This is a genomic window from Larkinella arboricola, from assembly GCF_003259745.1.
In the GTDB taxonomy this organism is placed as follows: domain Bacteria; phylum Bacteroidota; class Bacteroidia; order Cytophagales; family Spirosomataceae; genus Larkinella; species Larkinella arboricola.
Genome location: NZ_QLMC01000003.1, coordinates 230,394 through 243,603, shown reverse-complemented (window position 1 = coordinate 243,603; position 13,210 = coordinate 230,394). Strand labels below are relative to the sequence as shown.

Here is a 13,210-nt window from a genome sequence, read left to right as displayed (position 1 = left end):
TTATGTAAAAATACGGAATTTGCATTAAACTTAAATTGCTTGTGCTTAATCATCAACCAAATTCTCATTATTATTTAATTGCTCATCTGTGTATTCATCCTGAGATGCCTCTTTGAAACCATAAGATTTTAAAGTTTCTAAAATTGTATTATATCTAATAGAAATAAATTCTTGATAATCCTTGACTGTTTTATCTAGTTTTTCAAGATTTTCGATAGCCTCTTTTGAAATATATTGACTATTAAAAAATTTTATAATATCTTTTGGGTCGTTGTAGATATTTCTGACTAGTGATATAGACTGCTTAGGATCGAAATTCAGCCAATCAGCATTAGTTTTTGTAGATAAAAACATTATATTTAGAGCTACATTTAATTTAATACTTTCATTATAATCTTTTAGGCCTTTTGGAGCCCACCTTGAAGGATATATATGGTGAAATTCGGTAGAATAAGCGCCATCTCTAAAACCAATTAATCTATCAGCTATTGGATCTTTTGGCATTTCTTTATTTATTAAGCACATTATCATTTTTCCAATAGCACCTGATGGTATCGCATTTTTAATTATAACAGGGGAAATGTAAGTGCCCGTAATCCATTGAGGCTTTAATTTTTCATCCTTTATCCATTCAATCATTTCATCTTTATCTTTAGTTTGCTTTGCATGTACTCCCTCCTGATATCGCTGGCTTAAAACAGAAGCGATAAACCATATATCAATTTTTCTTTTCGCTTTAGATTTATTTGTATGATCATTTATATTATCTTCGATATATTTAAGCACTAAAGCCATTGGCGCAAATATTGCATCATAAGGGATTAGTTTTTCAGTCGAATCTAGTCCCATACCAAGTTTGTCGCTTAGGTATTCTCCTAGACTATTAAGTAGAGTTACGGCATCTTCTTTATACTGATTGTAGTTCTCTTTATTAATATTCTTTGGGAGATCTGATTTTTTTGGAGAGCTATTAGACAGTAAAGCTATAGTTTGCAGAAGAATCTCTCCATTTTTGTCCATATAGTTATAATATTTATTTTCAAGTTTCAATAATTTTATATCTTCAGCTATATTGATTCCATATGGATATAATATGGCTACAACAAGCTCAAAAGGTGTTAGCAACTTTCCAGTAGTATTAATGGTTGTAAAAACTCTACTTATTGCAGTTAATCCAAATTCTTTCCCAAGCTCTATTACTGGAACCTGAACATTAAGATCTGTCATTAAATTTTTTCTTAATAACCTTTTTATTATCTTTTTATCACCATTGTCTTTACAAAGTTCAATTATCTCGTCTAAATCATCTTGTTTTTCTTTTGTAAGATAGCCAGTCCATATTAACTTGTCTTTAACAAAATTTGCTCTTCTATCAAATCTTTTTGGTTTGTTTACTAAATAACCATGTTCCATTACATCAAGTCCGTCACAGAACTCTTTAACTTTGTCTTCTTCTTCAATATTAGTGTTTGATAATTTAAATATTGCTTTAATCTTGTTAAGGTCTATATAATATTCTGACCCTTTTTCTATATCATCTAGCCCGTAATATAAATTTATGCCTGCAGTAATGCGTTGTTGTCCATCTAGTACTAAACATTCTAAATTCTTATTTTCCTCGGCTCTTCTACCTGATCCGTGAAATGCTTTTGGTGCGAGTAATTCACTTTCTTGTGATGTCATTACAAGGAAAGAACCAATAGGATAGGTCAGCCTTATAGATTCGTAGAAGAGTTTAACCTGTTTAACCTCCCACTTCCATCCTCTTTGAAAACTTGGTAATTTGTATTCTCCTCTTTTTGCCTTGTTAACTATCTCTGCAAAATTTAATGTTTTAGTTGCCATTTTATGGTAATGTTTAAAATTCCGATTTACTCTTCTTCTAGAAATCCAAAAATTCCATTTACCCAGTTTTTAACTTCTGCAAATGCAACCTTTTCTTTATTTCTTCTATTATGTCGTTTGTATGCATCAATAAACCATTTTTCAGATACAAAACCACATAGTGCTATAAAATCAGCCAGAAAATAGTTCGTGTTCTCACTGCTGAACATATAGTCTCCAATCTTCTTGAGCTCTTGTTCAGTAAAGTTGTAATAATCGATGTTTACTTCCTCATCTGTCTTTGGTGTTATTTCCCTCATTCCCAAGTCATTAACAGCAAGTAAGGTAATGACTGTGAACTGCTCCTGGAATTTTTCTCGAGTCCATTCAATAAAAGATTTATATAGTTTAATATTACGCTTCTTATCCTTCAATGTTTCTTCAGTCATTCTTAGCTTCTCTTCCAGCCGTTGAAGTATCTCCCTTTGTTCATTTGATGACTCTGAAGTCTGCTGTTTTCCAATTATATCATAAACCGAAACCTCTAAAGCATCAGCTATCTCCTGAACCTGCTTTAAGGTTAGGTTGATACCTCTGTTCTCCAGTCGTGCATAGTTGCTCCGTTCAGTGCTCATTCGATTCGCTACATCAACCTGAGTTAGTCCTTTCTTTTCTCGTATTGAGCGTATATTATTTGATACATCCATGTGGTTGATATTTAGAGTAATGCAAAATTAAGTAAAACATTTTTTACAGGAGCGTAGAAATTATTTGGATTTTAATTCTTTAATATCATAGATTTGTGACATTAATATTTAGAATTAATGTCACAAATTTTATGCATTATGAAAGAAACATTGTTAAAAGTAGTTCTACAGGGCTACGAAGATAGAATTGGAGGACGCTTCAAGCCAGACAACCGCTTCTATAAAAAAGTTAAGATTAATCAAAAAAGATTTGGACAGTTGGTAAGAGGGGAGAAGCCGATTTTTGGCTTTGAAGCTCGTAACCTGGCTATGTTTTTTGAGGTGCCTTTAGAAAGTCTTCTGTAAACAAAATGCCCGTAATCGTCTGCCAACGATTACGGGCTTTATTTTTCAACCAACATCCACTAAAACATTGATTGATTATGGCAAAGATAAAGCATTTATCTCAAGTCACTGAAAATGTTCGAATGAAGCGCCTGACAGTTCTGCTTTACCAGCGGGGTTCGAATATTTACCTGAAGCTTCATTACAATGGCCGTAACCTGGCTTTTAGCACTGGCATAAGTTGTAGTCCTAGACAACTAGATACAAAAACCTTTACGGTTCTGAATGATGAGTCAGCAACAGCTTATCTACAAGCGTTAAAATCAGACTTTCAACGTGCATTTACTGACTTTCTACTAACCAAACGGACTCCCGACTTAAGAGAGCTTAAAAGGGTAGTAATAGACAAATCGAGTATAGAGCCAAATAAACCCACTGTAATTGAGTGCCTGGATAAGTTTTACAAAGACGAATTTGAAGCACTATCGGGCATCGATTTTGAACGCAAGACGGTTGAAAAAAAACACTATTTGGTTGAGCGCATTAAACAATACATTCTCACCTCTCGTCAAAATCCGTACTTAAAGCTGTCCGACCTAAAACCAATTGATGCTCAACAAATTGTAGCGTTTTGTAAGAAGACTTTCGGACATGGACACAATCACGCCGTTTTACACGCTGAATTTTTAAAACGGACATTGAATTATGCGATTGCTAACGAGTGGCTTGAAAAGAATCCCTTTGCTTTCTTTCGACCTAAACGAGAAAGGAAAGCAGTCGTTGCTCTTAAAGAAAAGGATATTCACCTTTTACAGCAGACGCAATTCTTCAGCCAAGAATACAATTACGTTAGAGACGTGTTTTTATTCTGCTGCTATACGGGGTTGGCTTATGTCGATGTAAGTAAACTCAATTCTGCTCACTTGCTTACATTGGAGAACGGTGACCATCTTATCAAGATTAAACGGGGTAAGAACGGTAATAACTGTATTATTCCGGTAGTGCCGCAAGCGCTGCAAATTTTAGAGAAGTATGCCAATCATGAAGATTGCCTTCGGCGAAACCGTTTGCTGCCTGTATATGCCAACCAGGTCATGAACCGAATCCTAAAGGAGATTCAAGCCGCTAATCGTATTTCAGTTCGGCTTACGACTCATGTAGCTCGTAAAACCTGTGCTTCTTATTACATCGCTAATGGTGTCCCTTTGACCAGCGTAGCAACCATGTTAGGCCACAAAAAAACCAGCACCACAGAGCAGTATTATACAGAGCGAACCGAAGAAGCGGTTATTCGGCATATTCAAGAGTTTCGGGAACGGAAGGAGAATGAGGGTATAGTTCGGAAAGCCATGTAATAAAAAGCCACTCCCTAAAAGGGGGTGGCTTTCAACACTAATCTTATGATAATTAATATAACAAAGTTATGGAATCTAGTCAGAATGACAAACAAAAGGTTGAAATACAGCCTATTATATACCGAATTCGTCATTATTTATTTGCTGAATACGATTTTAGGGTTGATGTGGTTTCGAACCAGCTAGAGCAAAAAGCAAAGAAGGATACTGAGTGGGAATTAGTGAATTTTTGTGATGTTGAATTGAAGCTATATGAATACGGTTTAAAAGGGTTCAAAGATGCTTTGAGGGCCTTATTCGGCTCAAAGGCAATTCCTCGATATGACCCGTTCGAGGTATACTTTCAGAGTTTGCCAAATTGGGAACCTACTCAGCCTGATCATATTGATATACTAGCCAGCTATGTAAAAACGGAAGATAGTATTTGGTGGAAAGCCATGTTTAAAAAGTGGTTGGTTCGCTGTGCCGGGCAAGCTATTGGTGTAATACCCTTTAACAAGCAATGCTTAACCTTAGTCGGCAAACAGAATGATGGAAAGACTACGTTTTTGGATTTTCTTGTTCCCAACGCTTTAAAAAATTATGTCAAGAAAGGGTTTGATTTTGGCTCCAAGGAGGGCAAGTTTTCGCTGGTGCAGAACTTCATGGTGAACCTGGATGAACTGGCCTCCTTCGACAAGAAAGAATTGAATAACGAATTTAAAACGGTCTTATCCGAAGGCATTGTAAAGTACCGACCACTCTTTCAAAATGTGGAAACAGCCTTTCAAAGGCGAGCCAGCTTTGTAGCCAGCACAAACCAGTTTGAGTTTCTCACAGATGAGACAGGTAACGTACGCTGGTTACCGTTCATTGTCAAGGAAATACAGCATGATAATGGCGGTTTAAACGGCTATATGGCTCAAGTCAATATTGATTTAGTTTGGTCCCAGGCTTATGCCCTGTTGAATGATTCGGCATTTAACCCCAACATGACCAACGACGAAATCAAAACCTTAGAACTCTACAACCGTAAGTTCTTACGGACTACAACGGAAATGGAAACGATTAATAAGTTTTACGAACCGGCGGAAAAAGCAGAGCAGGGGGCGGAATTCTATACCGCAGCAGACATTGAAGAAAATCTACGCACGAAAGTCACCTTAAAACTTTACCGGAATCAGATTGGTAAAGCACTTCAAATATTAGGCTTCAACCAGGTTTCAACGTACAACGCTCAAAAGAAATACACTGAGAAAGGGTATTATATTCGACTTAAGTAACAAACTACCTACTCGATTACTCGATAGTTAATATGCTTCTGTAAATCAACATTTTATAAAGTATAATACTGAGTAAGTACTTATTTACTCGTAGTTACTAAATGCTCGAAAATTAGCATAAAAGCGAGTAGCCATTAGATAGTCATTACTCGACGTTTTGAAGCTAACTAATTGAAAATAAGATGAGAATTGCACTGAGTAAACGAGTAAGAAGAATTTAAGCCGCTAAAAGAAAAAGCAATGATAGCATCACAAGAACTTGAACGAATAAAACAGATAGCCATTACGGACTATTTATTAAGCAAAGGACACAAGCCAGTAAAAACAGTTGGAAAGGAGTTAGTTTATTATTCGCCATGTCATGAAGAAAACACACCTTCTTTCTTGGTAGACCCGATAAGAAACGTTTTTCATGATTTTAGTGGAGAAGGAGAGAAAGGGGACGTTATCCGGTTACTGCAATACTTACATGGCTGTTCGTTCGTTGAGGCTATCCAGACTTTGCGGAAGTTCACAAACTCCAAGAAAACCGTTCCCTTTTCTTTTAGCGGCTTAAAACCTGATCAAGCAGCCAAGGGCAATGTGGACTTGATAAATATTCTGCCCTTACGTAGCAGAGCATTGCTGAGGTATCTATCTAGCCGCAGTATCTCGTACGAAGTTGCCAGCCGCTATTTGCAGGAAGTACACTATATAGTAGCCAATAAACAATATTATGCGCTTGGCTTTCAAAACGACAAAGGAGGTTTTGAACTAAGAAGCTTATACTTCAAAGGGGCTACCTCTCCGAAATGGTTTACAACTCTACCTGGTCAGCAAACAGGAGTCATTAATCTGTTTGAAGGAGTCTTTGATTTCCTATCCTGCTGTCAACATCACGACACAAACCGTTTAAACAACTTAACAATCATCCTGAATTCTCTTTCCTTGCTACAGGAGACATTACCAGCACTAAGCCAATATCAAAGTGTGAATACATTTTTTGACAATGACATTGCCGGAAGGAAAGCATTAGTAAAGCTCAAACAACATAACCTGTTAGTTTCCGACTGCTCATATCTATATGCTTCTTATAAGGACTACAATGCCTACTATATGCAGAAGTAGTTTTTAGGGTAGTTTACAGGGTAGTTTACAGGGTAGATTTCAGGGTAGTTTAGTAGTATAATACACCATTTACAAATCACTAACAAGTAGTTAACGCGTATATTAAGATGAAAAACGGAAAAATTGAACAGGGCAAAAATGGTTTACGAAATTATGGTTTCAACACTGTTCACAAAAACAAGGAGATCGATCGATGTGAATACGGACTTGGTATTTACACTGAAGTTACAATCGGTATGTTTTATAAAAAGAATTGTTTATTCTGCCAAAAAGAGTTTGAGGCTCGGCGTATAGATGCGTCTTTTTGCTGTCAAGGGTGTCAAAAGGCTCACTTGAGATTAAGAAATAAGGTTAGGGAATTATAATTTAATAATGAATATGGTTTTTCTTTCTTCATGAATTTCTTTCTTCAGAAGATAGACTGAAAAATAGGTCATTTATATATAGGTCTTCATTCTCTTCTATAGATGCTTTGGGTATATAATCCTCTTCCCTCTGATCTTCATAGTGTTCTCTCTCAAAATCACTAATTTTTAATAATATTTTATTTTTAATCTCAGAATAATTTAATTCCAAATCGTATTCTATAGTTTCTATATCTTCAATCAGAAAGTTGCACTCGCTATAGTCGCTATAGTCTATATTCGCATTAATCAAGTTTTCTATTTTGTTATATAGAGCGGTATTGTTCAAAGTAAATTGCCTTAACTCGGAGTGAAATACGTGACTTAATTTTGTGAATATTTCAACATCACTCAGAGAATTAATCGTTTTTTCTATTTGGCTAATTATTTGTAAAGGATTACATGCAATATTGTCCGATATAGAATCTATTACTGTAAGATAACTATCGATTTCCTGTTTAGATAATAAACTAAAATCTTCAATTATCTCAAACTTTGACAAGATGAATTCTAGCAAATTAGCATGGCTATGAATGTCAATAATTTGTGTTATAATAGATAGTTTATAATAAATAGATTCAACTTTCCTTTGAAGTTCAAATTCTTCAAAACTAATAAATTCCATTGTTGATTTGATAAAGGGCATTTTATCAAATTCAGCAATTAATTTGTTAATAAAGTATTCTTGTATATTTCCTTTAAGTAAAATTTTTTTATATTTTGTATTGTTGCTGAAATCTTCATCAATAATAAACACATTAGTTAATTGATTGAAATAAGGTGCAGATTCTATTAAATCTTTAATAAGTTCTGGATAAGTTGATAAGTAATTGATTAAAAAATCTAATATTGAAGGATTTTGAAAGTCTATAGCGTAATTGTTTTGAAAATCTTTATCAATTTTTATGAATGTGCCTTCAAGCTCTCGGATAGACTTATTAAAATCAAATTCGGTAAAAATGAAACCGTATTTTGTTGAACAAAGTCGAGCAAAACTTTGTATTGCTAATTTTAAATCTTCTAGCAATACAAAGCCATTAAATAGAACCATGTTTAATAGCAAAAATTGGGAGATAACCATTATTTGATGCGAAAACGCATGTTTCCAGATACTCTCAGGATTATCTAAAAATAGAATTATTTTTTTTGAAAATTCTTCAAACGGGATAGTTGCCCAAATGTCTTTATTTGTGAATGTTTGTATAATTCGGGGATTATAGTTTCTATGTTCAATTATTGATAGATAACTTTTTGTGTCGATAATATTGTTTATATATTCTTTAGGTAAATCTGAAAAATATAGATGGTTGTATAATATTTTAGCTCTTATGGTTTTTGTATATTGCTCCAAATCAATTATGCATTTTGCTAAGTTAATATAAGAGTTTTCTATTTTTTCATACTTTTGCGTTGCTTGAACCAAGATGTATTCTCTTGTAGTTAAAACCAAAACTTTATTTTTTGCTTTACCAATACTGTGAATGAATTTTACAAGTCTAGCATCTTCATTGAACGATAGGTTATTTTCAATAAAGTTACTTCCTAAGAAATCGTCAAATAAAAACACTTGTTTGATTTTGTCTTTATATGAATCATATGCATCATTAATAGAGTCGGATAAATAGATAAACTCTTCGTAACCTTTTGAAAGGAAATAATAAACTAAGACTCTAGCAAGTGTTGTTTTTCCAATACCAGGTATACCAGATATAACTACAAAGTTTTTTTCTTCGATAATTTTTAAAGCTTCAGTAAAACTGTCGTTTTCTACATATAACTTTATTATATCTTTTATATCTTTTTCTTCCAAAGCAGCCAAATTGTATATCCTACTTTTTAGTATCTTTTTTAGAGTGTTCGTACTAGAAAGCCATAATTTAAAGTGATTATGTTCAATATCAGGGTATATATTTAAAAGGTTGTTTAAATCATCCCTCCCTAGTATGTCTGATTCTTCCAAAATACTTGGTCTAAAAAGAGTGTATATCTTCAACTTTTGATTTGGTGTTAATCCGACAGAAGTAGATATTATATATCTAGTAGGTTGTAATTGTAGTAATTTGTTTTTTTCTTTTTTTAAATTGTTATACAAGCTTAAGAAATTGTTATATCGTTTACATTGTACTACTATTTTTTTGCCTGCTAAGCAATATCTTAAATCAATACCACCATCTTTACCAGATGTAAAACTTTCTAATAGTATACCTAATTTCTTCTGAAGCAAGTCTCGTGAAACCTCTTCGAATTCTGTGGGCGATAAGTTTAAAAAATCGTAGCTGGGCATATAATAGGTACAGTAAAACTTTAATAATAATAATTTTATCCAACAAGTAATTATGTATGTGTTACAAATCAATATACAAAAACAAAAAAAAGCCCCAAATCTTGCGATTTGAGGCTTTTTGCTCCCGAAGCTGGGCTCGAACCAGCGACCCTCTGATTAACAGTCAGATGCTCTAACCGACTGAGCTATTCGGGAGTGTCAACCCGTTGTTGCGGGTCATTGTGGGTGCAAAAGTAATGGTCGGAGTTAACTCTTGCAAGCATTTTTTAAAAAATCCGCAAGAATTGATCCCCTTCACCCATTTATCAACCAAGCGATGGCACACGTGCCAGAATTAACTCCTTGATCCTGCGGGCATCACCCCGGGTAAAATTTTTAATAATAATTTCAGGACGGGCCCGGGGAATGATGCGGATTGTTGAAAAAAACATTCCGTTGTCGATCTCTACGCCAGAAATATCGCTGTAAAATACAAAGTTGTCCGTGCCGCCAATCAAGCGGTTGACACGAAAGGAAACTCCTTTATCGTTAAACTCGACGACATCCCGATTAATCGGGTCTTTAAAGCCGCTGGATTTGAAAACTTCTGCCATATGGTTTGTCGGAGATTGCTGCTGAGGGCCTCAGAATCGTTGCTAACGCCTAAGAACCCGCTTTATTTAGGGATATAAATTACTTTTTTGGTTTCAAAAAATGGCTCGTCAAAATATTCGGATAATTCGTAGAGCTCGTATTTGTCCCGGACTTCCCTTAACTCCTCGGCCAGATCACCGCCTTTCAGGTACAAAACACCGTTCCGGAGTTTATTGTTGCCGTTTTTTAGAATCTTGTAGCGTACCCAGCCCAGGAAAGGCTGTAGCCGCGTTACGGCCCGGCTTACCACAAAATCGTACGTCGAGTTCAGATGCTCAACCCGCGCCTGTTCCGCCTTTACATTGGTTAATCCCAACGCTGAACTAATCTCCGTAACTACCTTGATTTTCTTGCCAATACTATCGACCAGGTGAAAATCAACTAACGGAAACAGAATGGCAAGTGGAATGCCGGGAAAACCTCCACCGGTTCCAACATCCAGAATCTCGGTTCCCGGTACAAATTGAATAACTTTGGCTATCCCAAGCGAATGCAGAACGTGTTTTTCGTACAACGAATCAATATCCTGTCGGGAGATGACGTTGATCTGGGCGTTCCAATGACGGTATAGTTCTTCCAAAGCCGCAAACTGGTCGAACTGCTGCTTCGTCAGATCCGGGAAATATTTTTTTATCAGTTCCAAAACTTGTTTAAATATATGAATAATGAAAACTACGGTTTACAGCCTTTTTGTAAGCGATCCTTCATCCTTCCGTTATAATTCCTACTTCCACGTTATTTTTCGCTTTTTACTGCGGGGCCGTAACGTAACAAAACCCATAATGGCATAATAAACCGCCAGAACCAAATCCATAACCGGTATGGTTGGCCAGTTGACGGTATGGCCCAGCCGGTAACTGATGCGCCCGACAATAACCCAGAACAGCAGCACCCGCAGCAGAAACAAGCCGGAAGCAATTACCAGCAACCGGCCGTCTGGCTGATTGACCAGTGCAGAAAAGCCGGTATCCAGAACACCCACCAACGTAATAACGCCCACAACCGGCCCGGTCAGCCAACTTAGAATGTGCGACAGCGACAACAGCCCCAGCCAGAATTTATGGCTGGTTCGGTAATATTTCCCCACCGACAAATGCCGCTGCTTCTGATGCCACCATTCGGCAAACGTCGCTTTGGGCTTTGAATAGGTAAAGGTAGTGGTATGGAGGCTAACGGCAACGTTTCGGGAGGTGGCTACTTCGTTGATAAATAAATCGTCGTCTCCGCCCAACACCCGAATGTGCGAATAAAAGCCCTTGTTTTCCAGAAACAGTTGCCGCCGATACATTAAATTCCGGCCCACGCCCATATAAGGTAGCCCCGTTAGTGCCATCGAAAGATACTGTATGGCCGTAAACAGGGTTTCGTAGCGGATTAAACGGTTTATCCAGCCATCCTTTTCCCGTTTGTAGGCGCCAAAGCCCAGCACGATTTCTTTCTCCGGCTCATCCAGTTGCGCCACCATTCCCGCCAGCCAGTATTCGCTGGCCGGTTCACAGTCGGCGTCGGTGAGCAGAATAATGTCGTGGGCCGCGTTCCGGATGCCCGTCGTCAGGGCGTATTTTTTCGGGGTAACGTGCTCATGTTCCCGATCAATACGTATGAAACGAAGGTGGGGCAGCTCCCCGACGGCCTGTTCCAGAAACTGACGGCTTCCATCGGTCGAGCGGTCGTCCATGACCAGCACTTCAAACGTTGGGTAGACCTGGCTGTCGAGCAGGGGCAGCAGGGTTTGAAGATTTTCCAGTTCATTCCAAGCGCAAACAATGATGCTGACCGGCGGGGGCAAAGAAGAAGTAAGAGCAGCGGTCGAATCCGACGATTCGCTGCCGTTCCGGCTGGTGTGAAATACCAGTCGGGAAAAAATACCGATTATATATATAAGTTGCAGGCCGACGGCTAACAGGCACACAACCACCACAATAGAAATCACGCAATACGGAATAATTGGCTGCCAGACAGCCGTTGAATACGTCGGCAAATATACACCTTTTGATTTTCGTCGCTGGTCTTTCCAACTTTGCAGCGTTAAAAGTTAGCAGGAGCGAACAAGATGCAATTTACCATACAAGCGACCGACCCTGAATCGAAGGCGCGTACGGGAGTTCTTTCAACCGATCACGGCCTGATTGAAACCCCGATTTTTATGCCCGTAGGAACCGCCGGAACCGTTAAGGCCGTCCATCAGCGGGAGTTAGTGGAGGATGTTCGGGCCGAAATTATTCTGGGCAACACGTATCATCTGTACTTGCGGCCCGGTCTTGACGTCATCGGAAAAGCCGGTGGTCTGCACCGGTTCAACGGCTGGAAGCGGCCCATTCTGACCGACAGCGGGGGGTATCAGGTTTATTCCTTGTCGAATACCCGTAAAATCAAGGAAGATGGGGTGACGTTCAAATCCCACATCGACGGTTCGAAGCATATTTTTACGCCGGAAGGGGTCATGGATATTCAGCGAACGATTGGTGCCGATATTATTATGGCTTTCGATGAATGCACGCCGTATCCCTGCGAATATGGCTATGCCCGGGCCTCAATGGACATGACGCACCGCTGGCTGACCCGCTGCATTGAACGGTTTGATTCCACTCCCGCTAAATACGGTTATGAGCAAACCCTGTTTCCAATTGTTCAGGGGAGTACTTATAAAGACCTTCGGCAGCAATCGGCGGAGTTTGTAGCCGAGCAACGCCGGGAGGGCAACGCCATCGGTGGTCTGGCGGTGGGCGAACCTGCGGAAGAAATGTACAAAACGATTGAATTGGTGAATGCCATTCTTCCGTCTGACAAACCGCGTTATCTGATGGGCGTCGGAACACCCGAAAATATTCTGGAAGCCATTGCCCTGGGCGTTGATATGTTTGATTGTGTAATGCCAACCCGGAATGCCCGGCACGGTATCGTTTTTACCACACAAGGGATCATCAACATAAAAAATGAACGCTGGAAGGACGATTTTAGCCCCATTGACGAAGAGCTTGGAGGATACGCCAGTACCTTTTATTCAAAAGCCTACCTTCGGCATTTAATGCGATCAGAAGAAATTTTAGGCGCACAAATTGCCAGTCTGCAAAACCTTACCTTCTATTTATGGTTAGTGAAGCAGGCCCGGAAAGAGATTGTTGCGGGAAATTTTGCGAAATGGAAAGGAATAATGACAAAAAAACTGATGCAACGTCTTTGATGATAGCCAAATCCTGTTTTTCTTGTGTCGGAGAAACCAATATAGATTTTCGTTTATGGGTTCGTTGAACAAAGCAGTAGATAACTTGTTTGTAAACTACTGATATCTTGTTTGCAAACTAGACGA

At 38.1% G+C, this 13,210-nt stretch carries 11 protein-coding genes and 1 tRNA gene; 5 read left to right on the top strand and 7 right to left on the bottom strand.

Going from position 1 to position 13,210, the window contains the following annotated elements; translation table 11 throughout:
• Positions 1 to 45: 45 nt before the first annotated feature.
• Both LX87_RS12450 and LX87_RS12445 read right to left on the bottom strand, forming a co-directional pair.
• A complete protein-coding gene (locus LX87_RS12450; RefSeq protein WP_111628570.1) occupies positions 46 to 1,845 on the bottom strand; it encodes a DUF262 domain-containing protein in 1,800 nt (599 codons plus the stop codon).
• A gap of 26 nt (positions 1,846 to 1,871) precedes the next feature.
• Complete coding sequence (locus LX87_RS12445; protein ID WP_111628569.1) at positions 1,872 to 2,531, bottom strand: helix-turn-helix domain-containing protein; 660 nt, start codon at positions 2,529 to 2,531, stop codon at positions 1,872 to 1,874.
• 138 nt (positions 2,532 to 2,669) lie between these two features.
• Between LX87_RS12445 and LX87_RS12440 the strand changes: the two genes are divergently transcribed.
• The 4 genes from LX87_RS12440 (at position 2,670) to LX87_RS12425 (ending at position 6,579) form a co-directional block, all read left to right on the top strand.
• The gene (locus LX87_RS12440) at positions 2,670 to 2,876 is read left to right on the top strand and encodes a hypothetical protein (RefSeq protein ID WP_111628568.1); all 207 of its coding nucleotides are present in this window, start codon (positions 2,670 to 2,672) and stop codon (positions 2,874 to 2,876) included.
• A gap of 77 nt (positions 2,877 to 2,953) precedes the next feature.
• Positions 2,954 to 4,210 (top strand): site-specific integrase, encoded by a 1,257-nt coding sequence (locus LX87_RS12435; protein ID WP_111628567.1) that lies wholly within the window; start codon positions 2,954 to 2,956, stop codon positions 4,208 to 4,210.
• A gap of 68 nt (positions 4,211 to 4,278) precedes the next feature.
• Complete coding sequence (locus LX87_RS12430) at positions 4,279 to 5,472, top strand: VapE domain-containing protein (protein WP_111628566.1); 1,194 nt, start codon at positions 4,279 to 4,281, stop codon at positions 5,470 to 5,472.
• 240 nt (positions 5,473 to 5,712) lie between these two features.
• Complete coding sequence (locus tag LX87_RS12425; RefSeq protein WP_111628565.1) at positions 5,713 to 6,579, top strand: DUF8464 domain-containing protein; 867 nt, start codon at positions 5,713 to 5,715, stop codon at positions 6,577 to 6,579.
• A gap of 393 nt (positions 6,580 to 6,972) precedes the next feature.
• Here the strand turns inward: LX87_RS12425 and LX87_RS12415 are convergent, their stop codons facing one another.
• The 5 genes from LX87_RS12415 to LX87_RS12395 form a co-directional block, all read right to left on the bottom strand.
• Complete coding sequence (locus LX87_RS12415; protein WP_111628563.1) at positions 6,973 to 9,267, bottom strand: nSTAND3 domain-containing NTPase; 2,295 nt, start codon at positions 9,265 to 9,267, stop codon at positions 6,973 to 6,975.
• A 121-nt stretch (positions 9,268 to 9,388) separates the two neighbouring features.
• Positions 9,389 to 9,462: transfer RNA gene (locus LX87_RS12410), tRNA-Asn, on the bottom strand.
• 110 nt (positions 9,463 to 9,572) lie between these two features.
• Positions 9,573 to 9,860, bottom strand: a complete 288-nt coding sequence (locus LX87_RS12405; RefSeq protein WP_111628562.1) for a hypothetical protein — start codon at positions 9,858 to 9,860, stop codon at positions 9,573 to 9,575.
• 62 nt (positions 9,861 to 9,922) lie between these two features.
• Positions 9,923 to 10,543, bottom strand: a complete 621-nt coding sequence (rsmG, locus tag LX87_RS12400) for a 16S rRNA (guanine(527)-N(7))-methyltransferase RsmG (RefSeq protein WP_111628561.1) — start codon at positions 10,541 to 10,543, stop codon at positions 9,923 to 9,925.
• A gap of 81 nt (positions 10,544 to 10,624) precedes the next feature.
• Positions 10,625 to 11,881 (bottom strand): glycosyltransferase, encoded by a 1,257-nt coding sequence (locus tag LX87_RS12395; RefSeq protein ID WP_229310644.1) that lies wholly within the window; start codon positions 11,879 to 11,881, stop codon positions 10,625 to 10,627.
• 72 nt (positions 11,882 to 11,953) lie between these two features.
• Here LX87_RS12395 and tgt point away from each other — a divergent pair, with 72 nt between their 5' ends.
• Positions 11,954 to 13,084 carry a tRNA guanosine(34) transglycosylase Tgt gene (tgt, locus tag LX87_RS12390; RefSeq protein WP_111628560.1) on the top strand — a complete coding sequence of 377 codons (1,131 nt, stop codon included), beginning with the start codon at positions 11,954 to 11,956 and terminating at the stop codon, positions 13,082 to 13,084.
• Positions 13,085 to 13,210 lie beyond the last annotated feature (126 nt).